General features: G+C 38.8%; 31 protein-coding genes. 15 read left to right on the plus strand and 16 right to left on the minus strand.

Features of this window, described 5'->3' with window-relative positions; all coding sequences use genetic code 11:
* Positions 1-38: 38 nt before the first annotated feature.
* Complete coding sequence (locus LS41612_RS15830; protein ID WP_024362369.1) at positions 39-1,073, minus strand: AbrB family protein; 1,035 nt, start codon at positions 1,071-1,073, stop codon at positions 39-41.
* Positions 1,074-1,390: 317 nt separating this feature from the next.
* Between LS41612_RS15830 and LS41612_RS15835 the strand changes: the two genes are divergently transcribed.
* The 6 genes from LS41612_RS15835 (at position 1,391) to LS41612_RS15860 (ending at position 5,297) form a co-directional block, all read left to right on the plus strand.
* On the plus strand, positions 1,391-1,840 hold the full coding sequence (locus LS41612_RS15835) for a LytTR family DNA-binding domain-containing protein (protein WP_024362370.1): 450 nt from the start codon (positions 1,391-1,393) through the stop codon (positions 1,838-1,840).
* Position 1,841: 1 nt separating this feature from the next.
* Positions 1,842-2,246 (plus strand): DUF3021 domain-containing protein, encoded by a 405-nt coding sequence (locus tag LS41612_RS15840; RefSeq protein WP_024362371.1) that lies wholly within the window; start codon positions 1,842-1,844, stop codon positions 2,244-2,246.
* Positions 2,247-2,252: 6 nt separating this feature from the next.
* The gene (locus tag LS41612_RS15845) at positions 2,253-3,206 is read left to right on the plus strand and encodes an ABC transporter ATP-binding protein (protein ID WP_024362372.1); all 954 of its coding nucleotides are present in this window, start codon (positions 2,253-2,255) and stop codon (positions 3,204-3,206) included.
* Entirely contained in the window at positions 3,172-4,047 is an 876-nt protein-coding gene (locus LS41612_RS15850) for an ABC transporter permease (protein WP_024362373.1), read from the plus strand. The genes LS41612_RS15845 and LS41612_RS15850 overlap by 35 nt, the downstream gene beginning before the upstream one ends.
* Before the next feature lie 133 nt (positions 4,048-4,180).
* Positions 4,181-4,936, plus strand: coding sequence for a DUF2087 domain-containing protein (locus tag LS41612_RS15855; protein ID WP_024362374.1), 756 nt, complete (start codon positions 4,181-4,183; stop codon positions 4,934-4,936).
* Positions 4,937-4,952: 16 nt separating this feature from the next.
* Entirely contained in the window at positions 4,953-5,297 is a 345-nt protein-coding gene (locus LS41612_RS15860) for a GIY-YIG nuclease family protein (protein ID WP_024362375.1), read from the plus strand.
* Positions 5,298-5,319: 22 nt separating this feature from the next.
* Here the strand turns inward: LS41612_RS15860 and LS41612_RS15865 are convergent, their stop codons facing one another.
* From LS41612_RS15865 to LS41612_RS15900, 8 genes are all read right to left on the minus strand, one after another.
* On the minus strand, positions 5,320-5,676 hold the full coding sequence (locus LS41612_RS15865; protein WP_024362376.1) for an MmcQ/YjbR family DNA-binding protein: 357 nt from the start codon (positions 5,674-5,676) through the stop codon (positions 5,320-5,322).
* A gap of 107 nt (positions 5,677-5,783) precedes the next feature.
* Entirely contained in the window at positions 5,784-6,599 is an 816-nt protein-coding gene (locus LS41612_RS15870; protein WP_024362377.1) for a YitT family protein, read from the minus strand.
* A 110-nt stretch (positions 6,600-6,709) separates the two neighbouring features.
* Positions 6,710-8,011 (minus strand): M48 family metallopeptidase, encoded by a 1,302-nt coding sequence (locus tag LS41612_RS15875; RefSeq protein WP_024362378.1) that lies wholly within the window; start codon positions 8,009-8,011, stop codon positions 6,710-6,712.
* 727 nt (positions 8,012-8,738) lie between these two features.
* A complete protein-coding gene (locus LS41612_RS15880; protein WP_024362379.1) occupies positions 8,739-9,545 on the minus strand; it encodes a hypothetical protein in 807 nt (268 codons plus the stop codon).
* A complete protein-coding gene (locus LS41612_RS15885) occupies positions 9,542-10,633 on the minus strand; it encodes an MBL fold metallo-hydrolase (RefSeq protein WP_024362380.1) in 1,092 nt (363 codons plus the stop codon). The genes LS41612_RS15880 and LS41612_RS15885 overlap by 4 nt, the downstream gene beginning before the upstream one ends.
* Positions 10,626-12,287 carry an ABC transporter permease gene (locus LS41612_RS15890; RefSeq protein WP_024362381.1) on the minus strand — a complete coding sequence of 554 codons (1,662 nt, stop codon included), beginning with the start codon at positions 12,285-12,287 and terminating at the stop codon, positions 10,626-10,628. Before LS41612_RS15890 ends, LS41612_RS15885 begins: the two co-directional genes overlap by 8 nt.
* Positions 12,288-12,418: 131 nt before the next feature.
* A complete protein-coding gene (locus LS41612_RS15895) occupies positions 12,419-13,450 on the minus strand; it encodes an ABC transporter substrate-binding protein (RefSeq protein WP_024362382.1) in 1,032 nt (343 codons plus the stop codon).
* The gene (locus LS41612_RS15900) at positions 13,447-14,412 is read right to left on the minus strand and encodes an ABC transporter ATP-binding protein (protein WP_024362383.1); all 966 of its coding nucleotides are present in this window, start codon (positions 14,410-14,412) and stop codon (positions 13,447-13,449) included. The genes LS41612_RS15895 and LS41612_RS15900 overlap by 4 nt, the downstream gene beginning before the upstream one ends.
* Positions 14,413-14,549: 137 nt before the next feature.
* Between LS41612_RS15900 and LS41612_RS15905 the strand changes: the two genes are divergently transcribed.
* From LS41612_RS15905 to modB, 6 genes are all read left to right on the plus strand, one after another.
* Positions 14,550-15,446 (plus strand): LysR family transcriptional regulator, encoded by an 897-nt coding sequence (locus LS41612_RS15905; RefSeq protein WP_024362384.1) that lies wholly within the window; start codon positions 14,550-14,552, stop codon positions 15,444-15,446.
* A 198-nt stretch (positions 15,447-15,644) separates the two neighbouring features.
* The gene (locus LS41612_RS15910) at positions 15,645-16,100 is read left to right on the plus strand and encodes a PTS sugar transporter subunit IIA (RefSeq protein ID WP_024362385.1); all 456 of its coding nucleotides are present in this window, start codon (positions 15,645-15,647) and stop codon (positions 16,098-16,100) included.
* Positions 16,101-16,364, plus strand: coding sequence for a PTS sugar transporter subunit IIB (locus LS41612_RS15915; protein WP_024362386.1), 264 nt, complete (start codon positions 16,101-16,103; stop codon positions 16,362-16,364).
* Between the two features lie 67 nt (positions 16,365-16,431).
* Positions 16,432-17,700 (plus strand): PTS ascorbate transporter subunit IIC, encoded by a 1,269-nt coding sequence (gene ulaA, locus LS41612_RS15920; RefSeq protein ID WP_024362387.1) that lies wholly within the window; start codon positions 16,432-16,434, stop codon positions 17,698-17,700.
* 157 nt (positions 17,701-17,857) lie between these two features.
* On the plus strand, positions 17,858-18,643 hold the full coding sequence (gene modA / locus LS41612_RS15925; RefSeq protein WP_024362388.1) for a molybdate ABC transporter substrate-binding protein: 786 nt from the start codon (positions 17,858-17,860) through the stop codon (positions 18,641-18,643).
* The gene (modB, locus tag LS41612_RS15930) at positions 18,644-19,300 is read left to right on the plus strand and encodes a molybdate ABC transporter permease subunit (RefSeq protein WP_024362389.1); all 657 of its coding nucleotides are present in this window, start codon (positions 18,644-18,646) and stop codon (positions 19,298-19,300) included.
* Between the two features lie 317 nt (positions 19,301-19,617).
* Here the strand turns inward: modB and moaD are convergent, their stop codons facing one another.
* Genes moaD through LS41612_RS15955 form a run of 5 tightly spaced genes read right to left on the minus strand, consistent with a single transcriptional unit; the run spans position 19,618 to position 23,130 of the window.
* Complete coding sequence (gene moaD, locus LS41612_RS15935) at positions 19,618-19,851, minus strand: molybdopterin converting factor subunit 1 (protein WP_024362390.1); 234 nt, start codon at positions 19,849-19,851, stop codon at positions 19,618-19,620.
* Entirely contained in the window at positions 19,848-20,327 is a 480-nt protein-coding gene (locus LS41612_RS15940; RefSeq protein WP_024362391.1) for a molybdenum cofactor biosynthesis protein MoaE, read from the minus strand. Before LS41612_RS15940 ends, moaD begins: the two co-directional genes overlap by 4 nt.
* Positions 20,308-20,841 (minus strand): molybdopterin-guanine dinucleotide biosynthesis protein B, encoded by a 534-nt coding sequence (gene mobB, locus LS41612_RS15945; protein ID WP_024362392.1) that lies wholly within the window; start codon positions 20,839-20,841, stop codon positions 20,308-20,310. The genes LS41612_RS15940 and mobB overlap by 20 nt, the downstream gene beginning before the upstream one ends.
* Entirely contained in the window at positions 20,811-22,100 is a 1,290-nt protein-coding gene (locus LS41612_RS15950) for a molybdopterin molybdotransferase MoeA (RefSeq protein ID WP_024362393.1), read from the minus strand. Before LS41612_RS15950 ends, mobB begins: the two co-directional genes overlap by 31 nt.
* Positions 22,101-22,113: 13 nt before the next feature.
* Complete coding sequence (locus LS41612_RS15955) at positions 22,114-23,130, minus strand: thiazole biosynthesis adenylyltransferase ThiF (protein ID WP_024362394.1); 1,017 nt, start codon at positions 23,128-23,130, stop codon at positions 22,114-22,116.
* A gap of 101 nt (positions 23,131-23,231) precedes the next feature.
* Here LS41612_RS15955 and LS41612_RS15960 point away from each other — a divergent pair, with 101 nt between their 5' ends.
* From LS41612_RS15960 to moaC, 3 genes are read left to right on the plus strand one after another with little or no spacing between them, the layout of a single operon-like run.
* Entirely contained in the window at positions 23,232-23,726 is a 495-nt protein-coding gene (locus LS41612_RS15960) for a MogA/MoaB family molybdenum cofactor biosynthesis protein (RefSeq protein WP_024362395.1), read from the plus strand.
* Positions 23,723-24,313: a molybdenum cofactor guanylyltransferase gene (gene mobA, locus LS41612_RS15965; protein WP_024362396.1), complete on the plus strand. Its 591-nt coding sequence runs from the start codon at positions 23,723-23,725 to the stop codon at positions 24,311-24,313. The genes LS41612_RS15960 and mobA overlap by 4 nt, the downstream gene beginning before the upstream one ends.
* A complete protein-coding gene (gene moaC, locus LS41612_RS15970; RefSeq protein WP_024362397.1) occupies positions 24,306-24,788 on the plus strand; it encodes a cyclic pyranopterin monophosphate synthase MoaC in 483 nt (160 codons plus the stop codon). Before mobA ends, moaC begins: the two co-directional genes overlap by 8 nt.
* 48 nt (positions 24,789-24,836) lie before the next feature.
* Here the strand turns inward: moaC and moaA are convergent, their stop codons facing one another.
* Together moaA and fdhD are read right to left on the minus strand one after the other, a co-directional pair.
* Positions 24,837-25,853: a GTP 3',8-cyclase MoaA gene (gene moaA / locus LS41612_RS15975; RefSeq protein ID WP_024362398.1), complete on the minus strand. Its 1,017-nt coding sequence runs from the start codon at positions 25,851-25,853 to the stop codon at positions 24,837-24,839.
* Complete coding sequence (gene fdhD, locus LS41612_RS15980; RefSeq protein WP_024362399.1) at positions 25,854-26,672, minus strand: formate dehydrogenase accessory sulfurtransferase FdhD; 819 nt, start codon at positions 26,670-26,672, stop codon at positions 25,854-25,856.
* Position 26,673: the final 1 nt, after the last annotated feature.

The following is a 26,673-nucleotide window of genomic DNA, read 5'->3' on the forward strand; positions in this document are numbered from 1 at the left end:
GTTCATCGCGGGAACGCATGGACAATCTTTTTTATTCTCTAATCATGAACTTTCACCTTTTTGACAAACACCTTTACCAATGGGACAAGAAAGACAGATACTATCAATACCCTAAATAGCTGAAAAGCGGTCACAATAGTTACATTTGCATGTACAGAAGCGGCTATAATGCCCATTTGATCGAGTCCTCCTGGTACAATACTTAAAAATCCTGTACGGAAATCAAGGCTATACAAATGTTTCATCACAAAAGATAAAACATAAGCAGCACCGATAAAAAGACTTGCTGACGCAAAAGCATAAAATACATGCTTCTTTGATAAATGTAAATCTTCCTTTTTCAATAAAAGACCAATATAAATACCGATTACTAGCTGTGCTATATGCAGCAATGATAATGGCATCTTTGGCACAGCAACTTCTGCTATATTCAACCCCATTAATAAAAATACCGGTCCTAACATATAGCCCGTTGGAATTTTTACCTTTTGAGCAAGCCACCCGGCTAAGCCGCAAATAAGTAGTAAAGTTAGCAACTGCCAAGAAAAGACTCCATCTACCGTGACAAGATTTTCACCAGTGCCTGTCACCATTAATGGCACAAAGCCAACGATTAAAAGGACTCGCAATACCTGATAAAACGTAATGACAGCCATATTCATATTGCCTTGCTCCTCGGCAAATGCAATAATTTGTGTCATGCCTCCTGGTACACAACATGTGAGCGCAGTGGAAAAATCTAAATCCGTACGCCTTGCAACTAAAAAACTGATGGCAAAAAATAAAATAGTAAAAATTATATTTAGCACAATTATACTGCCTAAAAACTGTTGAATATCCTGAATGGCTTCTTTAGTAAAAGCAAATCCAATGGAGTAGCCCGCCACGACTAATCCAATATTGCGGAAATAACGATGCCATCGCAACTGTATGTTTGTAAATAACTGCACGCAAAGTACAGCGGCAATAGCCCCTAACAACCACGGCATCGGAATATGTAAAAGTTGAAATAAAAGCGCTCCTAACAACCCTATACATAGTGTTAGGAACATCTGCTTATAAAATGTAAACATTGCTAGCAACCCCTCAAGAATGAATAGTTCTATTATGACGTGAACATCCCCAATTTACTACTCATGCCTTTTACTCAACGTGCCTGTCACCAAAACAATTTTGAATATTCAAAAAATATAAATGCAATGGAAATAATTAATGTTAGTTGCCGTTATTGTATAAAACAAACCTGTTAGTCATTAATTTTTACCACTTGTTAAACATTTAGCCTTCGTTAAAAATTTCTATGCTACATTAATATTAAGCTGATTCAGTACATAAATGCCTTTTTCTTTTACGGGAGATGAGGTAATACGATTACCAAAGGAGGCCTCCAATGAAAATTCATTTAACCATTAATAGTGCGCTAGAAGAAACAGAGATTCATATACATGCCAAAGAATACAACGAACATATTGAAAAATTAATGAAGCAATTACAAGCAGTCCAAACAACCATGCTTGATGGCTATTTACAACAGGAAATTCATCTAATCAAAATCACAGATATTTATTCGGTTTATGCTGAAGGGGCAAAAGTTTTTTTGCAGACAGAGGAGCAAGAATTTGAGTCCAAACGCAAGTTATATGAGCTAGAAGCCCAATTAGCAAAAGACTTTGCAAGAGTTAGCAAATCGACGCTCGTCAATATCAATAAAATTTCATCTATTCAAATGGGTAAAATTGGCGCAACAGAGTTACTGCTTGAAAATGATGTATCCATTCATGTTAGCCGAAAATATTTAAAAGAATTAAAACGCCAATTAGGTATAGGGAGGGAATTATAATATGAAAATATTACGCATGATGATAATTGGACTACTGATTTCCCTAAGCTCATCCTACATTTTAGTAACAATAAGTGTTATGTCGAATCATTCAACAATAGTAGGAGCAGAACTTTTCGAACAAATAATCATAGCCGCCATACTTGGCGTTGTAATAGGTTCACTATCCCTCATCTTTGAAATAGAACGTTTAGCATTTTCTATTCAGCTCATTGCACATTTTATTGCTGTGACATGTTGCGTAATGATTGCTGGTAATTTTGGGCATTGGTTTGAGCACTCGAGCATACTGTATGTGCTTGTAGCGGAAATTATCATTTACTCCATCGTATGGTGCATTTTATATGTACTGCAAAAAAACGATATTGAAGAAATCAATAATCAAATCCAAAAAAGAAAGGAATAGACGAATATGACATTTGCCATTCAAGTTGACCACTTACAAAAGCACTATGGCGAGCATTTAGCTGTAAAAGGAATTTCTTTCAAGGTGGAGCAGGGCTCCCTCTTTGCATTTTTAGGTGCTAATGGCGCCGGTAAATCGACGACCATCGAAATTTTATGTACACTACTACAAAAATCTAGTGGTACCGTTACGATTAACGGTTATACACTTGATGATAAATCACATAATGCAAAAATACGCAAATCTATCGGCGTTGTTTTTCAGCAAAGCCTCCTAGATGACCGATTAACCGTTCGAGAAAATATCCTGCACCGTGGCAAAACATATGGCTTATCGAAAGCACAGCTGACAAAAAATTATCAATTCGTCTCAACCTATTTACATTTAGATGATATTGAACTGCAAAAATACGGGACATTATCAGGCGGCCAAAAAAGACGCGCGGATATCGCTCGGGCACTTATTCATCGGCCACAAATTTTATTTTTAGACGAGCCTACAACTGGTCTCGACCCCCAAACACGCCAATTTGTTTGGCAAGCAATCAAACAACTTCAGGCTGAAACAAATATGACCGTATTTTTAACTACGCACTATATGGAAGAAGCTGCCGTGGCGCATCAGGTGATTGTCTTAAAACAAGGTCGTATTGTCGCTGAAGGAACCCCTGATGCCTTAAAAACAAAATATGCCTACGACCAGATGGCACTTGTATTTCATGATCGTTCATTAGGGCTGAAGTGGCTTAAGGAAAATACCTTACCGTACACAGAAAAGCTAGGCATTTTCTATGTTCGAGTTAGCTCTACACTGACAGCACTTACACTTTTAAAAAGTGCCGAGCCCCTATTAGCCTCTTTTGAAGTTATGAAGGGCACGATGGATGATGTCTTTCTTCATATCATGGCACAAGGAGATGGTACAAATGGAAGCAATGATAAGCTTAATACAGCGCAATAGTAAAGTTTTTAGAAGAGATAAAACCCAAGTCTTTTTCTCTCTGCTTTCCGTCATTATTGTGATTGTTCTTTACGCGATTTTTCTCCAAAAAATGCAGGTGGATGCGATTGAGCAAGTAACAGAGGCTACTCCTGAGTTGATTACAATGGTCAATGAATGGCTTGTTGCTGGTCTATTATCAATGATGGCGGTTACGACAACTTTAGGTGCATTTGCCATTGCGGTGCGCGATATGGAGTCAAAAGCAACTGCAGATTTTCTCACAGCTCCTATTTCTCGTGCAACGATTCACATGAGCTATGTATTGAACGCTTTTATTATCGGTTGTCTGTTCTCCTTCGTAGCGCTAATAGGCTGTGAGATTTTCATTGTATCAACTGGCGGAGAGCTACTTAGTTTTAGCGCCTTCATCAACGTGATTGGCATACTTTTATTATCCGTATTCCTTGCGAGCGTATTTAATATGTTTCTTGTATTATTTGTTAGCACGCAAAATGCCTTTTCTACATTAAGTACAATCGTTGGTACAGTACTCGGTTTTTTATGTGGTGTTTATGTCCCTGTTGGCGTCCTCCCTAGCTTTGCTCAACAACTAATCATGTATTTTCCAATTAGTCATACTACATTACTATTGCGAAATGCCTTTATGGAAAGCTCGATTGCGAAAGTTTTTGATGGCGTTCCGACGGAGCATGTGGAAAGCTATAAGCTGAATTATGGTATTACTTATGAGCTAAATGGCCATGCTGTTAGCCTAACTACAAGTTATATAATTATTTTAATAACTATTGTTCTCCTTGCTCTATTATCAATTATTATTTTCAAAAAGAAAAATCACTAGGTTTCATTTAAGATACACATCGGCGATAAATGCGGTGTGTATTTTTTATTGCTTTTTAACAAACGTTTTGTTATTTTAAATATAAATAAGCAAACAAAAATTAAATACGTTTGTTTTTTAAAGGAGGTTCCATATGGATCTAAACCAATTATTTTGGCAGGCTTCTATCGAGGACATTAAACAAGGCTACACAGATGAAGATACACACTACACTTGCCTTCTTTGTGGAGAGAAAATTGAAAAAGGGATTATATATCCACATGAAAATGTCCTGTATGAAGCAAAAAAATTTATGCAACATCATATTTCGGCTGCACACCAATCTGTTTTTCACTACTTAAATGGATTAAATAAAAAAATGACAGGCTTAACGGACCATCAAAGTCACATTTTGCGTTTATTTTACGAAGGTAAAACCGATCAGGCCATTAAAGAAGAGCTTGCCATTGGCAGTGCCACAACGATTCGTCACCACCGTTTTGCCTTAAAAGAAAAAGAACGTCAGGCTAAAACATTTCTTGCCATGATGGAACTATTAAAAGAACAAGGTCAAAAGGAAGAACCTTTTGTCCCTATTCACAAAACAGCTACGATGGTGGATGATCGCTATAACATCACCTTGGCCGAAGAACAACAGCTACTGGCTAAATACTTCCCTCATGGCATTGGGCAGGAGCTTGTCCGCTTTCCAAAACGAGAAAAACATAAAATTGTTGTGCTCCGTGCCATTACAAAGCTTCTTGATGAGTCAACACACTATACAGAAAAGGAACTTAATGCAATTATCCAGCCGATGTATGAGGATTATGTACAAATTCGTCGCTATTTAATTCAATATGGATTTATGGATCGTCAGGATGATGGTAGTGCATATTGGGTAAAAAAATAAGAAAGTAGGGTTATGAATGGACCACAAAAAAGAATTAAAAGAACTTTATAAAGAAATGAAAATTGAAGCAGGCGTTTTTACCATGACGAACAAACAAAATGGCAAAGTGTTTGTTGGTAGCTTCAATAACTTAAAGCGCCTAAATGGCTTTCAGTTTATGCTAAAGACAAATACGTATACAAATAAAGCGTTACAAGCAGATTACAATACATTTGGTACGGATGCCTTTCAGCTCGAAGTAGTGGAGTATTTGAAGCAGAAAGAAGAGGGATTTTTTGATGCCAAAAAAGAACTCGAAAAGCTTGAACAAAAATGGCTTGAAGAGCTACAACCTTATGGTGAACAAGGCTATAACTCTTGAGAATTGTTTGCGTGACTGGCACTCAAATGCCTATTTCCTGTTGTGCTTTTTTTGTTAGCTTTTCGAATACGAGCTCGTAGGAATGCTGAATTAAATGTTCAAGTAACTCGTTCGGTATATTGGCATCTAAATAAATAGAATTCCAGTGTGTTTTGTTCATATAGTACCCTGGAATAATGCCTTCATAGGATTCTCTTAATTCTTCTGCACGACTAGGTGCACATTTTAACGTAATAATCGGCTTTCTCGTTGCATCCCCGCCCATCATGGCAAACATTTTGCCACCGATATGATAGCGATCAGCCTGCCATTCGTCCTTGTAATCATGCGTTGTGCCACGAAGTTTTAAACAATACGAATGAATGCTATCTTTTTGCATATTTACTCCTTTCTTCAACAAAAATTTAAAAACACACGTTCGATTATATTATAATCAATTACGTGTGTTTTTAAAATACATTTTTTGCAAATGATTGAACTTTCCTATCATTTGGAACCGCGGTCAAACATACCAATCACTTCTGTTGTTTGCAAAATATTCACAAACGCTTTTGCATCTGCTTCTTTTATTAGGCTTTTCACTTCAGCAAGCTGATAACGTGTAATGACGGTAATCAGCACTTTTCGCCCTTCTCCTGAATAGCCACCTTTCGCATCCATCATCGTAATCCCTCGATGCAGCCTAGCTAACAGTTGTTGTTTCACATCTTCACCGTTGCTAGTAATAATCATTAGCGTCAGTTTAATATTACTCGTATGGATGGTATCAACAACTTTTCCAGTGGCATATATCGAAACGAGCGTCAGCAAAGCGGCATCCCAACTAAAAACAAAACCTGAAATCGCTACTACGACCCCGTTCATAGCTGAAATAAGTACCCCCAGTGGAAAATCCCTTTTGCGACTCAACAACATCGCAATAATATCAAAGCCACCTGAGGAGCCAGATGCGCGAAAAATCAAACCTACACAAAGGCCCACAATAACCCCACCAAATAAGGAAGCTAAAATCGGTTCCTGTGTTGCCTTATAAATCGGAATAATTAACAAGGCGATAGACATCACCGCAACTGAAAGAATTGTATAAGCAATAAAACGTTTCCCTAACTTCATTACACCTAATATAAGCAAGGGCAAGTTTAATAAAAGATTTAACACACCTGTATTCAACGGCGTTACGATGCCAAGCATAATGGCAATCCCACTTAATCCACCACTTAAAATCTCATGCGGTATTAATAAAAAATTATAAGCAAATGCCATTAAAATGGATGCAAGCGTTATAATAACAATATTGCGCATAAACTCCCCTACCATTCTAAAACGAACAAATTTTGATCAACTTATCGTTAGAATACCCAATTTATTCGTCTGAAAAACCTCGGCAATTGTGGATTATTAAACTTCCATCATTACCTCGTTTTTTTCTGTTCTTCTTTTATCGGCTTTTCTTTGATTGGTTTTTCGGTTTCCGCTACTTTCATAATGCGGTCAAGCATGGTTGGATGCGTATAGCGGAACCATTTCACAAGAAGCGGTGGGTTCACTTCACTTAATCCTGATATGGTAAGCTTTTGGAATGCCGTTACAGCTGCCTGACGATCGTCCATCATTGATATGGCATATTGATCGGCTCGCGTTTCCTGATATCTTGATATAAAATTCGATAAAGGGCTCGAAGCAAATAATAAAAAGGATGTAATAAGTAAAAATAGTGGCAAAGAATTGATGTCACTTATTTTTGTAATTTTTAATGCATGTCCGTAACGGGCTATTACCCACCGCATAATTTTCGCTGTTATCCAAAGCCCGACTAAGGTCATTAATAAATAACCCGCAATGCCAAAGTAAATATGTTTCTCAACATAATGCCCCATCTCATGTGCCATAATAAATAAAATTTCATTATCTGTTAAACGATTTAACGTCGTATCCCACAGCACAATTCGTGAATTACTACCAATACCCGTCACATAAGCATTTAATGCATTGGTCTTTTGAGCCATATTCACTTCATACACATGCTCTGCCGGAATATCCGCTTGTTCTGCTATTGCTAATATTTTCGTTTCTAGCTCCTTGTTTTTTAGCGGATAAAAATCATTGTATAACGGATCAATTACAACGGGCTGAATAAACATTACAAAAATTGTAAAGGGAATCGTTAATATCCACGCATATAGCCACCATCTCTTGGCACTCTTTTTCATAAGCCAATAAAGAACGGATACGATAATAAAAGTCATGCCAAAGTTAACCCAAAAATCAATGACACCATCACGCATCCAAGACGGAAAAGCTTGAGTGCTAATGCCATAGCTTTTACTTAAATAGTAACGATAGTATTCAATTGGGAAAAGGACTACATACAACAAAAACGATAATAAAAATAAATAGGCAGCATTTTGTAACGGCTTCCTTTTCGTTTGGGACGTCGAAACTTTTTCAAAATAGCGAGAAACACCCATTAACAAAATCACAATATAAGCAAGCCATTCAAATGGTGTTACTACAAAAAATAAGAAATTTCGTATCTTCGAATATTCCAGACTTAAGTTTAGTTCTTTTTCAGACATAAACATAACTGGGTCCGCAACGGAGCCTTGAAACGCTCGCGGTATTGTGCCACCACCACTATGAAATATATACCAATACATGCCCAGAACGTAGGCACCAAATATTAGTAGTGCCACAACTCCCATTTTTTTCGCTATGTTATTTCCCCCTTACTCCACACAAAGTTCGTCCTATAGTAAGTGTAAGCTAAATTAAAAAAGTTAGAACAAAGTTTATAGGTTTTATTTTCACGCTTTGACCAATTCACTCCATAGTCAACACGATATTTATTACCTACTAGGCTGTTCCTTATCCATACTTACTTTAAAGCCGTAAATTAACAAAAAAATCCCGTGAACGTATCACGAAATTTTTTTATTATCCGTATTTAACAATATTATTGCAGGTCCTCGTTCTTCGCGGGTATTTGTCTTTGTTCCGCGGGTAAAACCTCTCACTTCGCGAGTATTTTACCTTGTTCCGCGGGTAAACTCTCACTTCGCCGGTATTTTACCTTGTTCCGCGGGTAAACCTCTCCACTCCGCGAGTATTTCACTTTGTTCCGCGGGTAAAACCTCTTACTTCGCGGGTATTTTACCTTGTTCCGCGGGTAAACTCTCACTTCGCGGGTATTTCACCTTGTTCCGCGGGTAAAACCTCTTACTTCGCGGGTATTTTACCTTGTTCCGCGGGTAAACTCTCACTTCGCGGGTATTTTACCTTGTTCCGCGGGTAAAACCTCTCACTTCGCCGGTATTTCACCTTGTTCCGCGGGTAAAACCTCTTACTTCGCGGGTATTTCACTTTGTTCCGCGGGTAAAACCTCTCACTTCGCGGGTATTTTACCTTGTTCCGCGGGTAAAACCTCTCACTTCGCGGGTATTCTTATTGCTCCATTACAAAGGCTGTTTTTCCACGCTGATCCGCACTAAGATATCCAACTGCTGCTAGCTGATCATGCCATACTTGCTCAATTACTGCAGCTTTTGTGGCGTCGTCTTCTTTAGTAGATAGTTCTATCATAACATCCCCTTGATAATGCCAAACCTCGATATCAGCCTCATAGCCTGCATAACTTCCTTTATAGGTTGTTGCATTGGCAGGCCCATACACGATGGCTTGCGATAACGTGTTGTTATACCATGTTGCCGAATCCCAATTTAAAATTTTCTTTGGAACATTATCTAAAATCATTTTTTTCGCAGCATTTTCATCCACTGCATCGAAAGAAACTTTAGTCGTTGCTTTTAACGATTCTTTGCGACTAATTGTAAATGTACGATTTCCCCCCTTAATATCCATTTCAAACTTATAGTTAGATTCATCCCCTGTAAAGCCGTGGCTTTTGGTGATTGCTAGTGCTTCGTCAAGCGGTGTATTCAGAAATCTCTTTTTATACGTAATATCGATTTTCGTGCTATCTTTATAGACACGTAAACGGTTGTTATAGTCTGCATTTAAAAAATTTTTATTATTTGTATCGAAATAGTAAATCTTTACTTCATCTTTTTTCGTTGCTGCAAAAAGTTTTAAAATGGCTGATTCATTAAATAAATCCGTTCGCAAATTATATTTAATCTCATGGCTAGGCTCCAATGCTGCTTTCGCTTGTACTGTATTCAATAGGCCAAGCGTGCCCAGTACCATGGCCATTACGACCAATTTCAGTGCAACTCTTTTAAAATGATTCATCCTATATCCGCCTCTTTTCCGATTAAAGTTAATAGTGTTGTTTCTTCATTTGTAAAATGGCTGTGAAAATAAATGGTTTTCTCAGCATTTATGTGCTTGGACAGGGCAATAATATCCTCATAATCCGGATGTGTTTTGTAAAAAAACTGTTTTACTTGTTGGGGTGCTAATGGTTGAGTATAACTAGCTTTATTCAAATATCCTGTAAAGATAACAATTGCTGATGGACTATTTTTGAGTAGTTGCGATATTGTTGCTTCCTCTCGCTCTGGAACAAAATAAATTGCATTCTCCTCCACAGTCTTCTCTTGTAAACATTCACTTCTAAACAACGGCAATATCGGAGTAGGTACCACATTTTCAGGTGCTGCATAGTAATCTTCAAACAATGGGAACAACTGATGATCAATACACACTTTTCTTGTACTATGCGCAAAAAGATAAATTGCAATATCAGCCGTTTTGCCTGAAAAGGACGAAGGGAAAATAATCGGTCTACTAGCGTTCGTACAAATAAACTCCACTATTTGTTGCAATACTTCTTCGTTCTTAATGGTCTTTTCAACATGCCCACTATCGATAAACGCGACGTTATACTTCCCACAATCCTCATACGGAAGATTCGCCTTTAATAGATAGGAATCTAAAACATAGTCTCCCGAAAAAAATATCACCTCCCCCAAAAATCGAATGCTGTACCAAACACTTCCTATTAGATGCCCACTAAAACCCCATTGAAAAGAAAGATGCTGATTAATATGTAACCAATAACCAATCGATTCTGGTGAAAAGGTTTGAATGTTTGGATAAGCGTGTTTTAATTGTTTTGCTGTCATCTCACTCATAATTAGTTGACCATTGTAACCCCACTGTTCCAGTAAAGGAAGCGCGCCGACATGATCAATATGCGAATGAGAAATAAACACAGCATCAAGTTTTGCCACATGAGCGGGAGTTAAGGTTGGCATCGTTTTTTCCCGATTATTCATGACACCACAATCAAGTAATATCGCTCGTCCGTCCTTTTCGAGATAAAAGCAATTTCGTCCGTACTCTCCAACCCCTCCTAAAATCTCTACATTAAGCACGTACATGTCCTCCCCATCTTTGAAGCCAATTTAATAGGAACATAAAAACAACGGTCATCGCGACTGTAATAACTGCAACAGCCATTCCTATCCCAACATTGCCTTGTTCAAATTGGCTGTAAATAAATGTTGCGCCTGTCTCAACTGAAGGAGGCAAAATAAGGAGACCCGCGACTAGTTCGCGCATTGAAATAATAAATGTCATCATCATACCAGCAAGTATTCCTTGCATTAGCAGGGGGATGATGATAGCTCGATACACGTCCCAACTATTGCGTCCAAAAATCGCAGCTGATTGGAAAATAGATTGATCTAGCTGTGATAGTGAGGATTTTGTATATTGCACAGCGTAGGGTAAGAACAGCACACAATAAGTCACAACAACCATCGCCTTTGTATTGTAAATGGTTGCTGGTAACCATGGGGCATTCCAAAACATAATTAAGCCGACAACAAAGACGATACCAGGAATAATATTCGGCATTAGACTAAAGAAATCTAATAGTTGTTGCTTTTTCGTTTCTCCCTTTTTAATGTAAAGGGCAATAAATAAACCAATTATCGCTGTAATCACTGCTGTAAGTATTGAAAAAACAACGCTATTTAAAAATGCCGTTAAGCCAGCGCTACCACTAGTAAAGACAGCCTGATAAGACGCTAATGTGAAATTGCCTGCACGTAAACCGTCTCCCCTTACTTTTTGTAGCGAGGTTACAATTATTGAAAAGTAAGGAATACCGATTGCAAACAATAATACAAAACCTACATAAAACCATGATCCCAATTGGATAAACCATTTATCTTTTATTTCACGTGCAGCGGGCGTTTTTCCTGAAAGTACGCTATATGTAAACTTTCGTCCGATAAGATTTTGAAAATACCAGATAATAAGACATACGGAAAGCAAAAATACAGAAAGCGATGTAGCCATTCGAATATCTACTGGCCACCTTGAAAGATAAGCATGAATTTCTGTCGTAAAAACATGAAAACCGATACGGCTTCCAAACGTAGCAGGCGTCCCGAATTCCGCTAGCGTTTTAATGAAAATTAACAATACCCCAAGAACATAACTAGAAATAAGTAACGGCAGTATTACTTGTAGCCAGTTGCGCAAAGAGCTACGTCCGAAAATAAGTGCAGCATCCAAAAAGGAACCATTTATTCTAAGCAACGTATTTTTCAGCATTAAGTATAGAAAAGGAAATAGATGTAGACTCATAACCATGACCATGCCAAATAAAGAAAAAAAGGCATCAGACAACCAAGCTGTGCCTGGCACTAGTTGCTGTAAAAATCCATTATTTTGCATAAATAATATCCATCCCATGGAACCGATATAAGGGGGTGTCATAAAAGGAATCGTTAGGACAATATCTAGCCAATCATATTTTTGTAAAGTTGTTTTCGTGCGAATGAATGCCATAGGCAATGCTAATATCGTCGTACCTAAAATAACCAATACACCTAATAATAATGAGTTGCCCAAAGTCTGCCATAATCTTTCATTAGCAAACATGCTACTAAATTGTGAAACATCAACTAGACCATCATGGACAAATGTATAATACATAATGGCTATTAATGGTGCGATCGCAAACGTTGCGACAATCGTCAATAACAAGCCAAAACTTCGTCTGCTTTCCATTATCATGTTGCGTTATTCCTTTCAAAGAACTTTATTTTCTAAAAATTCGCAATAGTCAGTATTAAGAAGTTATGACTGACCAATAGCGAATTTTACACACGCAGGATGATTGCATCATCTAGAAGGAAGCTTGCAACTTAACGAAAAATATCATTGAACTTCGTTAAAATATCAAGTTGCTTTGCTTCTGAACCTTTCCAGCTCACATTTAACTGTGGGATTTCATCCAATGCTGCGCGATCTTTTACAGCTATATCATGATTGCCAGGTAGTAGATAAGCATCTGCCACTAGTTTTTGTCCTTCATCTGAAAGTAAAAAATTCACATAGGCCTGCGCACCTTCCACATTTTTAGCATCTTTCATAATGCCTACTGCTCGCGGACTAACAACCGTTCCACTCTTCGGATAAACAATTTCTACTGGTTCCCCACTCGCTTTCGCTTTATACGCCATATAGTCAACACCTGAAATGGTTGCATTTTTATCACCTGTAATAACAGCATCCAATGCTTCCTTATTGGCTCCATTCACTTGTAGTCCATTGTTTTTCCATGCTTGGATTGTATCCCATGCCGATTTTTCCGCTTCTGTATAACCGTAAATAAAATCAACAGCAGATCCAGACAAACTTGGATCAGGAATATTTATTTTACCTTGCCACTGTGCTTTAGCTAAATCTGTCCATTCGCTTGGTATGTCTTTCGTATTTTTCGTATTGTAGGCAATGCCTAATGCCGATGCGCTATAGCCATAGTAATAGCCTTCTGCATCTGACCAATCGGGGTTCATTTTACTAGCATTTTCAGCTTCTTTGTAACTTTGTAATTGGTTGGCTTCCTTTAATCCATCCATTGATGCAATAGAAGCTAGCACAACGACATCTGCGACCGGATTATTTTTCTCTGCTTCTAAACGCGATAAAATTTTGCCCGTTGTCCCTTGGAACATCTCTACTTTCATGCCCGTTTTTTCTTCAAAAGCTTGTTGAATATTTGCTGCCAAGCCATCAGGACCAGCAGAATAGACGGTTAGTGTTTGCACTTCATTTGGCTTTGCACTGGCTGCATCATTCTTCACACTGTCAGTCGACTTAGTAGCGTTGCACCCTGCTAATGTTAATGCCACAAGAAAGCTCGCTGTTGCTAATAATTTGAAACGTTTTTTCACTGTAAACCCTCCAATTGATAGATTTGTTTAGTATCCACAAAAACTTCCAGTTGCTGTCCGTGTTCAAGCGGTACAGCTTCATAAAAGCTCCATTGCTTCCCTTCAACTTGCGCATGTACTAAATAGCGATCACCAACAAAAGTACTTTTCACAATCATTGCCTGTTTCGCAATGCTTCCAGGATAGTGTTGTCTCGATACTCCCTCTGGACGTACAATTCGATTCCCTTTACCGAACCAATTGACCTTCCCTATAAAATCCGCTACATAAGGTGTTGCCGGCGTATGATAAATTTCCTCAGGTGATCCAACCTGCGCAATTTTACCTGATTCCATCACAATTATTTGATCCGACATCGTCATAGCTTCTGTTTGATCATGTGTTACAAAAATAGCTTGGCAATCCAGTTCATGAATAATATGCATAATTTCATCCTGCATTTTTTCTCTAAGTACGGCATCTAACGCTGATAATGGTTCATCAAATAAAATTAACTTTGGATTCGTTGCCAATGCCCTTGCCAATGCAACTCGTTGTTGTTGGCCTCCCGATAATTGTCCCGGCTTACGTTTTTCATATCCTTCCATCTTCACTAACCGCATCACATATGCTACTCGCTCTGGTATTTCTTCTTTTGGCATCATTCCTTTTAAGCCGAATGCGATGTTTTGGAAAATGGTCATATGAGGCCATAATGCGAAATCTTGAAAGACCATGGCAATATTGCGTTTATTTGGTTTAACATTTTTGTGAAGCTTAGACGAATAAATAATTGTGTCATCGAATGCAATTTCACCATTTGTTGGCTTTTCAAGACCAGCTAGTATTTTCAATAATGTCGTTTTCCCACAGCCCGATTGTCCTAAAATTGTAATGAACTTACTATCTAATTCCACATTAATGGGCCATAACGCTTGTGCCTGTCCATATTTTTTCTCTAAGTTCGTTATTGAGATTTTCATGGTATCCTCCTCGTCTATCTCTACTATAGTTTCCAGATATTTAGAAAATATTAACCTACTATTAATATGTCGTTAAAAAAAGTCTAATAAACTTAAGGAAATGCAATACTTTTTCGAATTTCCTTTAGGAGGCTAAAATGAATCATCTGAAATTACAGGCATTTTGTTTACTCGTCGATTTTAAAAAATTAGCTCCTGTCGCTAAAGAGCTAGGTATTACGCCGCCTACGGTGTCCTTTCATATTCGCTCGATTGAAGAAGAGTACGGGATACGTTTGTTTCGCACAAATGCGGGTGGCTATCGTTTAACAGAAGCTGGAGAGGGGCTCTATCACTACGCAAGACAAATCGTCCAACTACAAAACGATATGAATCGTTTCATTGAAAATCTATTAGCAGGCAATATTGGCTCCATTCGATTAGGTGCAAGTGCCCTACCTGCGCATATTTATATGCCTGAAATTATTAATCAAATTTCCACTGCATATCCTGACATCCGTATATCCTTAGAGGTTAAAACAGCACCTGAAATTGAAAAAATGGTAGCCCTGCAAGAACTAGATTTTGGGTTAATTATGGAAACAAAGCAAGAAAACAAAGCATTAATCTATGAAACAATTGGTGAAGATTCGCTTGTTTTAGCTCTAAGCCCTCGTCACGAGCTGGCAGCAAAAAAGGACATCTCGCAATCCGATGTCCTTAAAAACAAAGTATTATTACATACTTCCTCTAGTTCAACCAATCATTTTATCGAAAAATGGTTGGACCCTTTCCAACCAGCATTTAATACCATTGAACTCGATTCTGTAAGTACGATAAAAAAAATGCTGACGTTTGGTAAAACCATTGCTTTTCTTTCCGTTTCCCTTATCGAGGACGAACTGCAATCTGGCTTATTAATCAAAAAAGATTTAAATGATATTACGCTAAAACGGAAAATCCAACTAGTTTACCCGCAATCTAGACTAGACAATCAAATTGATGTATTTGTCAAAAAAGTGATTTACGATTTAGCACAAAAAATCAAAACATAATCATCTTCAAGCAATGAGTCTCACAGCATCAACCAACTGTGAGCTCTCCCTCATCTATCTGCACAAAATAACTTTCAACTTACTCCCTTTTTCAACATATTTACTAAAAAAATTCAGTAATCTGACATAATTACATAGCAACCATTAATAACATGGATAGAAGACATGTTGTGCTCTAACGAAAGGAGGAATGACAAGTTGCTTACCGAATTGCTTCAGAGTGAGACTATCCAAATCACAAACGAAGTAGCAAACTGGCAGGATGCTATACGCATTGCTGCATCACCACTCTTACAGCAAAACAAAATAGAAAAGCGCTATATCCAAGCCATGATCGATTCCATCGAACATCACGGTCCCTATGTTGTACTTACACCTAAAGTAGCAATTCCACATGCGCGGCCATCTGACGGGGTAAACGAATTATCAATGAGTTTATTAGTTTTACAAAAACCTGTATATTTCGGACCCGATAAACCTGTGTATGTAATCATTATTTTAGCAGCGACAGATCATACAACCCATTTACAGGCATTAGTCGATTTAACACAAGTCTTACAAGAACCTAGCCAAATCGATAACATTATCGGATGTAAGCGTGCAAAATGCGTCATGGATAAAATCAAACAATATGCAACAAAGGAGCAATTATAAATGAAAATTTTAGTCGTTTGTGGAAATGGCTTAGGCAGTAGCTTCATGATGGAACTGACTATCAAAAAAGCATTGCTAGAACTCAGCAAAGAAGCAGAGGTAACGCATACTGATTTAACATCTGCAACTTCTGAAAAGGCTGATATTTATATTGGTGCAGGAGATATCGTCGACCAACTAGATAATGGTGTGCGAAAAATTGTGCGAATCGTCAATATGATGAGTATCCCAGAAATCAAAGGAAAACTTGCCCCACTATTGTAATGGACAATATGATGTGCAGTTGTAACGCTTACGTTGCTTTTAAAATTGGATAAGATGAGGTGTTGGTATGTTAGATGTTATGATGAATGACATTTTAGGTACACCAGCAATACTAGTCGGCCTATTTGCGCTTGTCGGCTTATTAATCCAAAAGAAATCTGCTTCAACCGTTCTTTCAGGGACGTTAAAAACTATTATGGGCTTTGTCATTTTAGGTGCCGGTGCAGCTGTTTTAATTGGTTCTTTAACTCACTTTAGCAAAATGTTCGATCATGCCTTTCAGGTACAAGGGGTTATCCCCAATAATGAAGCCATTGTTGCTGTGGCACAAACGACATTTGGCACATCCACAGCCTTGATTATGGTATTCGGGATGGTAATGAATCTTTTGCTAGCGCGATTTACGCCTTTAAAATATATTTTTTTAACTGGTCATCATACATTATTTATGGCGTGTTTAATCGCAGCTTCCCTCTCTGTTGGGGGGATGAGTGGCGCCCCTCTCATTATTTTTGGTTCTATATTGTTAGGTTTATGTATGGTGATTTTCCCTGCCATTTTACAACCTACCGTGCGTCAAATAACAGGAAATAATGACTTTGCAGTTGGGCATTTTGGCAGCATTGGCTACTATGTATCTGCTAAAATTGGTCAACTATTTGGCAACAAAGCCAAGTCGACTGAAGCAATAGCAGTGCCTAAATCACTTGGATTTTTAAGAGATACATCCGTTGCCATTTCCTTAACAATGAGCTTATTTTTCATTGTTGTCGCTTTATTCGCAGGTCGTTCTTATATTGAAGCGCAATTATCCGGGGGATCGAACTTCATTGTTTTCGCGATTATCCAAGCGATTACCTTTGCAGCGGGGGTCTATATTATCCTTGCGGGTGTTCGTATGCTGATTGCAGAAATTATTCCTGCATTTAAAGGGATTGCTGATAAGCTCGTACCAAACGCTAAACCTGCTTTAGATTGCCCGACAATTTTCCCCTTCGCACCGAATGCCGTTATTATCGGTTTCCTCTTTAGCTTTTTAGCTGGCTTATTGTCCATGTTTGCCCTGCCGCTGATCGGGCTTAAAGTTATTGTTCCTGGCCTAGTGCCACATTTTTTTACAGGTGCTGCGGCAGGTGTTTTCGGTAATGCAACGGGTGGTCGTATTGGCTCCATGGCAGGTGCATTTGCTAACGGGATAATCATTAGCTTTATTCCAGCGATTCTCCTTATCTTTATGGGTGATATCGGCTACGAAGGAACAACATTTGGTGATTCTGACTTTGGCATCGTAGGCATTATTATTATTAATATTTTAAAATTATTTGGTGCGGTGTAAGCACATCACTTCATATTTATAAACTCGTTCTAACATGCAGAACGAGTTTTTAAATTGTCAGAATTGTTCGGGTGACTGGCACGACTATCTTTTTTACTTGGCACTGATTATAATTAGTTATGTCTTGTTATAACGAGTTATAAAAGGAGTAAAATCAGTGAAAAACTTTTATCGTTTATTTGCGACACTGGCTCTACTAGTAGGTCTATTAGTAGCTTGTGGTAACCAAGAAAAAGGAGGGACTGCAAACGAACCTGTTGAATTAACAATTTCTGCGGCAGCTAGTTTACAGGATGCCTTAGAAGAACTTAAAACAACGTATGAAAAAGAACACGATTCGGTCAATATCCTCTATAACTTTGGCGGCTCTGGTGCATTGCAACAACAAATTTTACAAGGTGCACCGGTGGATTTATTCTTTTCAGCAGCGAAAGATAAATTCGACGCCCTAGTAGAAAAAGAAATGATTGAACAACAGCAAGGAACAGATCTTTTAGCTAATGAGTTAGTATTAATCGTTCCTAAAAACAACGAAAAGCAAATCCATTCCTTTGACGATTTACTTCAAGCAGGAAAAATTGCGCTTGGCACACCCGAAACGGTTCCTGCTGGGCAGTATGGCGTCGACACATTAAAAAGCATGCAGCTTTGGGAATCACTTGCATCTAAAATGGTATATACAAAAGATGTGCGTCAAGTACTTACTTATACTGAAAGCGAAAATGTAGATGCTGGCATCGTTTATAAAACAGATGCCCTCGTCTCTGATAAAGTCGATGTCATTGCGACTGCCGATGATGCGACCCATGCACCGATTATTTATCCTGTAGGCGTCCTAAAAGCGAGTAAGCATGGACAAGAGGCAAAAGATTTTTATCAATTTTTACAAAGTGATGAGGCAATGAATATATTCAAAAAGTATGGCTTTAAAGGAGCTCAATAAATGGGTACCGATTTTTGGTCTCCTCTTAGGCTTTCCATTGAAATTGCCTTTGTTGCTGGAATTACTGCTATTATAGTTGGTATTTTAATGGGTAAATGGATGGCAACTCGCCATTTTAAAGGCAAACTCTTGTTAGAAACGGTGTTGCTTTTACCCTTAGTATTACCTCCTACTGTAGTTGGTTTTCTGCTCATCGTTATTTTTGGAAAAAATAGTGTATTAGGAAATCTAATTATGTGGCTTTTCGATCAACCAATCATGTTCACATGGTGGGCTGCCGTCATCGCTTCTACAATTGTTGCCTTTCCATTAATGTATCAATCTGCGAAAACGGGCTTTGCCTCTGTAGATAAAGATATTGAAAATGCAGCACGTGTTGATGGGGCGAATGAATGGCAAGTCTTTGTTTGTGTATCTATTCCGCTCGCATTAAAGGCACTTGTATCTGGTGGAATTTTAAGCTTTACACGTGCTTTAGGGGAGTTTGGGGCGACCTTGATGTTTGCGGGGAACATTCCAGGAAAAACACAAACAACACCGCTAGCGATTTATATGGCACTTGATTCAGGTAACATGACGCTAGCTTGGACATGGGTTTTGTGCATGATTGCTATTTCCTTTCTAATGCTTCTTAGTATCCATTTACTAAAAGTATAAAAGAGAAAAAGTGTTGGATTGATTGCAGTCAATCCAACACTTTTTTGCTCTATCATTGATGTCTGCTACGGGTGGTCTCTTTTCGCTCAGTACAGTAAGCCACCACCCTCTGCTTGACCGCTAAATGCCCTCGTCTTACGGTTGAACAGGAGTCGCCTCTCATCGCACTCATCAACTAGTTTTAACTTCTAACCAAAATTTATAAACAGCTTTCCTCTGTTCCTTCAATAAATTTTTTTATTTTGTCCCAGCTTTTTTGATAGCTGTTAACTACGGCTGATGCTCTCGTAGCGCTACTTACCGCATAGTCTCTTTCATCATCCCCCGCTAATTGGTGGGATAAAGGCGATAGTATCACCCGATTGAACAATTGTCGTATCAGTTGCAAATTCTTCATTGACTGCTGTCATTATTTGTTGTAATGATAGCTGCGGATAGTGCTTTTCTAGCCACTCTTTTAACTGAGCAACTGTGACATCTGACAGCTCTACCTTGAGTTGTGATTCACCAACTTGTTCCTGTAAGTGCGCAAATAATAAGATGTTAATCACGCTTTCCCTTCCTCCTCCCGAATAACTGGTTTTCCTTGTGGATAGGGGATATTTTCTAATTGGTCACCAATCCATTCCGTCCCGTCCTCCCAATGCTCTTTTTTCCATATTGGAACAATTTGTTTAATGCGATCAATCGCATATTCATTTGCCATATACGCCACTTTACGATGTGGCGATGACACAGCAATAACAACAGCTATGTCTGAAATATCCAAGCGACCTACTCGATGCGTAATAGCCACTATCGCTTCTGGCCACTGCTCTTGTATTTCCTTTGCAATCTGTTCAAACATTTTTATCGCCATCGCGGGATAGGCTTGATATTCTAAATGCAATGTTTTTTTACCATTTGTAATTTCACGTACTGTGCCGATAAATAGTGTAACGGCACCAGCATTTCGATTTAGTACTTTTTGTCTTACTTGCTCGACATCAATCGGTTGGTCGATAATTTCAAACAACGCTACCGTCATGGTCTTCCCTCATTTCTTTCAACAAAAATTCCATATATTTTCTTTCTTCATAAATTGAATACGCTGGGATTGTTAACGGTGGATCCAGTGGATAGCTCGGCCAATAAATAACACAAATAATATTGGTTACTTGCTGCAATAGCACTTGGTCCTGTGCTGTTCGGAGTAGTACTACTTTTGGATAATGTTCCTGTTTATATCCTTCAATCAGCACGATATCCATCGAAAAGGAAGCATAGATTGCTAGAATTTCAGCTAATCGCCAGCTATTTTGGTGAATACTCATACGTAAAGTACCCTCCCCTTCCACAGCAGTCACAATCGCACCTGCCTGCTCATGCCGACTACTATCTTTGGACGTTTCGATCATTGGCGCACCACCATGTCCGTGATGCTTAATCGTTCCTACTCGTAGCCCTTCCAGTGAAGCTTGTTTAATTAATTGCTCCATCAATGTTGTCTTTCCACTATTTTGATAGCCAACTATCTGTAAGATTTTTCGAACTTGTCCCAAGGCCACTCACTTCCTTGTAAATCTTCTAACAATAAGACTGCTACGGACATGCCTCTTTCATAACCTCGTGAACCACCTGGTAAAACGATAAAAGCATTAGCTGTCGCCAACGAAGAAACGGCACTCGATTTATCAAAACCAGATGGCACAGCAACTAGCTGCCCTGTTTCGTAATAAGCTGTCGCGCGCACAAAACGTGTAAAGGGATTCGGCTTTGTAAAATCCGCCCCTAATATAGCTTGCTCTCTGCGTAAATGAGGTTGCGGATGACAATAGGCAGTGCGTATAATGGGGCGTACAAATAGTTCAAAACCAACATAGCAGGCTGAAGGATTACCAGAAAGGCCGAATAACAATTTACCATTGCAAGCAGCGACAGTAGTTACACTGCCTGGACGCATTGCTACTTTATTAAATAATACCTTTGCATCCATCGCCTGATAAATGGCCGGTAAATAATCATAATCACCTACGGAAACGCCCCCCGTTGTAATTAGAATATCTACTTCCTGCAATGCTTTTTCCACGATTTTAATACATAATGCCAAATCATCGCTAAACTTGCCAAAATATTTGACTTCTGCGCCTGCACGTTCAATTTGTGCCATCATCATATAAGCATTACTATTTCGAATTTTGCCCGGCTGTAAACATTCACCTGGCTCTAGTAATTCGCTACCCGTGGCTATCACACCAATGATCATTTTACGATAAACTGGTACTTGCTCGTAGCCAAACGTAGCGAGTAAAGCCATCACACCAGGGTTAATATATTGACCTTTGTCAATAAGGATTGTACCCTGCTGTACATCTTCCCCCTTGTAGGAAATATTAGTCCCCGCTTCAATAGAGCGTTTAATCGACATATACTTTTGTTGATTTTCTTCAAAAGTATGGGTTATTTCTAGCATAACCACCGCATCACAGCCTTGTGGTATCGGTGCCCCTGTCATAATGCGAACAGCTTGACCTTTCTCCACTACACTGTCATAGACATAGCCTGCGCCAATTTCCCCAACGACCTGAAATCGAACTGGCTGCTGTGAACAAGCGCCTTGACTATCAATGGAACGAATGGCATAGCCATCATACGGTGAACGATCAAAAGCTGGGACATCTTGATCGGCTCGAATCGCTTCTGCTATAAAGCGACCATGGGCTTGTGTTAATGGTACAAGTTCATTTTTTGCTTGAAAGGCATAGTCCATTACACGATGAACAGCTTCTGCCACAGGAATTGGTTGTCTTTTTTCTAGCATTTAGCACACTCCTTTAACCTAATAAACGATAGTAAATTGTTTTAGCTTTTTGTATATCTTGTATACCATGAATCACAACTCGCCCATCTTGAAAAATAACGATTCGATAATCGTCCGCTTGACAAGAAATCAAATAAGGATTCATCTGAATTTCACCATAGGAACGAAGCTGATGTGCCAACTGCTCGAACTGATAGTAAATGGGCTTTGGTGGTCGAATTTGCACAGCGTCCCGTCCACAAAGTATTTGTAATTTCGTTTGATTTTCATAGGATAAGTAAGGATATGTTGGCGCATTGCCACAAGATGGACAATCAGCCTGTCTCATTTTAGCGACATTGATTTCATAGTGTTGATTTTGCCAAACATCAAATGTTAAATAGCTTTTTCGTAGCGCTTTGTCATCTCCAACAAGCACTTTTAACACTTCAGCCACTTGATATGCGGCAACGATTTGAACCGTTGGGCTAATAATACCTACCGTATCACAAGTCATCCCTGTTTGGGGTATTGCTTTTAATAAGCAGTGCAAACAAGGTGTTTTGCCTGGCACAATCGTATAGGTTGCGCCATAACTACCGACACAAGAGCCGTACACCCACGGAATTCGATACTTTTGTGCAAGGTCATTCATTAGAAAACGCACATCAAAATTATCGGTCGCATCAACCATTACATCTACATCTTTTAGCAATGGTAGCAAAGTCTCTAAACATGCATCCATAATGGCAACATTGATTTCAACCTCTGTGTTAATTTCTTGCAGACGTTTTTTAGCTGCGATGACTTTTGGCATTTTTTCTTGGGCATCTTGCTCTGTATATAATTGTTGTCTTTGTAAATTACTCCACTCTACATAATCACGATCAATCAGTGTTAACTTGCCGATACCAGCACGTACAAGCGCTTCGGCACTAGCACTCCCCAATGCACCGACACCTATTAAAAGGGCATGTTTTTGTTGGATTGATACTTGCCCAGATTGTCCGATAGGGGTAAATAATTGTTGTCTCGAATATCTATTTTGCATACGTATAGAGCCTTTCTTTCTATGAATTTCGTTTGACCTTTTTATTTATAGCATTATAATAAAAGCAATGTTTTTTAGTAATTTTGAAGGAGGTCTTAACTGTGCATCCCACACATCATCAGCAACCCATTCAAGTTGCTCTTTTAACTGTCAGTGACACACGCACAAAGGCAAATGATCACGCTGGACAGCGAATTCAAACTTTACTTCAAGAAGCAACATTCGAAGTAGTGGACTACCAACTCACAAAGGATGAACCACGGGATATCGCTCGTTATGTGAAACAGTGGTCCAGTGATCCATCCATCAATACCATTATCGTAACGGGCGGAACAGGCTTTACACCAAGAGACCAAACTTACGATACCATTTTACCTCTTTTCGAAAAGGAAATGATGGGATTTGGTGAGTTATTTCGAACACTTAGCTATGACGAAATTGGCCCAAGGGCAATGTTTAGTCGTGCCACTGCTGGGACTATTCAACAAACAGCCATCTATGTTTTACCTGGTTCCACAAATGCGGTATCACTAGCTATGACGAAACTTATAGTACCCACTGTTCAACATTTTGTTGGTGAGTTGAATCGTCTATGAAAATTGCAGGGATTATATTAGCAGGTGGGCAATCCTCTCGATATGGTAAACCTAAAATGTTCGAGCTGTTTGCTGGGCAGCCTTTATACAAGCATAGTCTTATCGCTTTACAAAAAAATCAGCTATCGCCTATTATTATTGCTACAAACGCACAGTTACAACATCAGTTTGAGCAGGAAAACGTCCAATGGATTATCGACAAACAGCTACATCAAGGACCACTTTTTGCTTTACATCATATCATGACAGCCTACCCTGATGTGGAATGGTTTTTTGTCGTGGCTAGCGATATGCCTTATATGAATGCTGATTTTATCAAAAAAATGGTCGGTCGAATAAGTGACGATTATGATGCAATCGTTCCTATGCAGGCGCAAAAACATCAGCCATTAGCTGCATTATTTCGACGTACAGCTTTACCTAAAGCACAACAATTAACGAAACAAAACAAACGAAGTATGAAAGTACTGTTAGAGCAACTGCGAGTTTGTTACGTCCCTTTTGATGACGATGACACAACATTTATCAATATTAATGCACAACAAGACTGGTCTCAAACAAGGAAAAAGGAGTCTAATAATGAATAATTTTACACACTGGAACGCAGAAGGTCGTCCTAAAATGGTTGATATTTCAGAAAAAGAAATCACAACACGTACAGCCATTGCGCGTAGTACAATCACGTTATCCGATGCTGTCTATGAAGCCATCCAACAAGGTGGCATTAAAAAAGGCGATCCAACACAAGTTGCCCAAATTGCAGGGATTATGGGGGCTAAAAAGACCGCTGATCTTATTCCCATGTGCCATCCCATCATGTTACAAGGCACGGACTTCCAATTTAACTATGACAAAGTAGAGAAGGGCTATGAGCTTCATATTCAAGCTACAGTCAAATGTAGTGGGAAAACTGGTGTTGAAATGGAAGCCCTCACAGCTGTGACAATCGCTGCCTTAACTTTTTATGATATGTGTAAAGCAGTTGATAAAACGATGGTCATTAAAGACACCTATCTTGTTGAAAAAACGGGTGGGAAAAGTGGCACTTTTGTGCATAAATAAACAGAAAAATTCGGCAGCACTTTGCCGATTTTTTCTGTTTTTTTCGCACTACCCCCCAATATGAGACATTTCAATTTTTGCATTTTTCCTTGTTGTCATCGTTTGTTCATTGCGTTCATCTGAGTAACGATCGTCCCTTGTTTCCCATACCTTTGATACACATTCACGGATAGCGGCATCATCTTGTCCTGTTCGTAACAGCTCTCTTAAATCTGTGCCCTCTGTTGCAAATAAACAAGTATATAAGGTCCCTTCTGCTGAGAGACGAGCACGTGAACAATCGGAACAGAAGGAATCTGTAACGGATGAAATCACACCTATTTCCCCTTGTGCATCTTGATATTGATAACGTGATGCCACTTCCCCTTTGTAATTAGGCGCTACTTGTTGTAGCGGATAAAACTGATGGACTCGCTCAATAATATCCTGCTTCGACACAACATCCTGTAAGTTCCAACCATTCGAATTGCCTACATCCATATATTCAATAAAACGTAAAATATGCTGTTTTTCTTTAAAATATTGTGCCATTGTAACAATATCTTGGTCATTCTTTCCTTTTTGCACAACCATATTAATTTTCACTTGTAAACCTGCTTCCGCAGCCCTTTCTATGCCCTCTAACACCGTTAATACCTTACCTCGATGTCCATTCATCTCCAAAAATCGTTCATCATTCAATGAATCTAGACTAACAGAAACGCGAGTTAAGCCTGCTTGAGCCAATGCTTGTGCATATTTTTTTAATAAAGTGCCATTTGTTGTTAAAGCAATATCTTCTACACCTTCAATGCGGTGAATGCGTGCAATTAATGCTGGTAAATCACGACGAAGCAAGGGCTCTCCACCTGTAATTCGTATTTTTTTCACATTCAACGACACAAATATTTTTACTAATCGTTCAATTTCACCAAAAGTTAATATTTTATTAGACGGTAAAAATGCATAATCTGGACCAAATACTTCAGCTGGCATACAATAGCGGCAACGGAAATTACAGCGATCTGTTACAGATATTCTTAAATCTCTTAAAGGTCTATTGAATTGGTCTTGTAGATCTGACATTTAATCTCCTTCTTTCAGTGCATTCTGGGCTGGTAATAGGATGCGTCGTGGCTGTGTATAAATATTCAAAGCTTGTTGTCGGATAAAACCTACCGTTGTAATGCCGAGCTGCTCGGCTAATTGTAATGCTAAGTCCGTTGGTGCTGATTTAGATAGCACAATTTCACAGCCTATTTTGGAGACCTTTAGTAAAATTTCTGACGATAGTCGTCCGCTAAAGACGATAATTTTATCTTGCATACTGATATTGTTGCGCAGACAATAGCCGTAAATTTTATCTAACGCATTATGACGTCCAATATCCATGCGACTTAAGACAATGCCATTGACATTACATAGTGCAGCATTGTGCACACCACCCGTTTGCTTAAAAATGTCTGCACCTTCCTGCATATCATGCATTAAACGGAAGCAATCCTCGGTTGTGATTTGCACATGCACATCGTCCATTTTTTTCGCCACTAATGCATCATTCGTAAAAACAAAGCCTTGTCGACTCATTCCACAACAAGAGGTAATATAGCGTTTGTTTTGCGTCTGCTGGTAATAGGGATTAACATGCTTTGTTTTAATATGCACAAAGCCTTCTTTTTCTTGGTGCCAAATTTCCTCAATATCATCAAAGCTACGAATAACTCGTTCAGAAGCTAAGTAGCCAATAACCATATCTTCCACATACTCTGGTGAACATACCATCGTGACAAATTCTTGCTGATTGATTTTTACAGTTACAGCGTATTCTGTGACGATTACATCATCCATTTCTTTTACTTGCTGTCCTTCAACGCGCATAATTTTCCTTGTGATTGCTCGTTCCATA

This window comes from Lysinibacillus sphaericus, assembly GCF_002982115.1.
GTDB lineage: Bacteria > Bacillota > Bacilli > Bacillales_A > Planococcaceae > Lysinibacillus > Lysinibacillus sphaericus.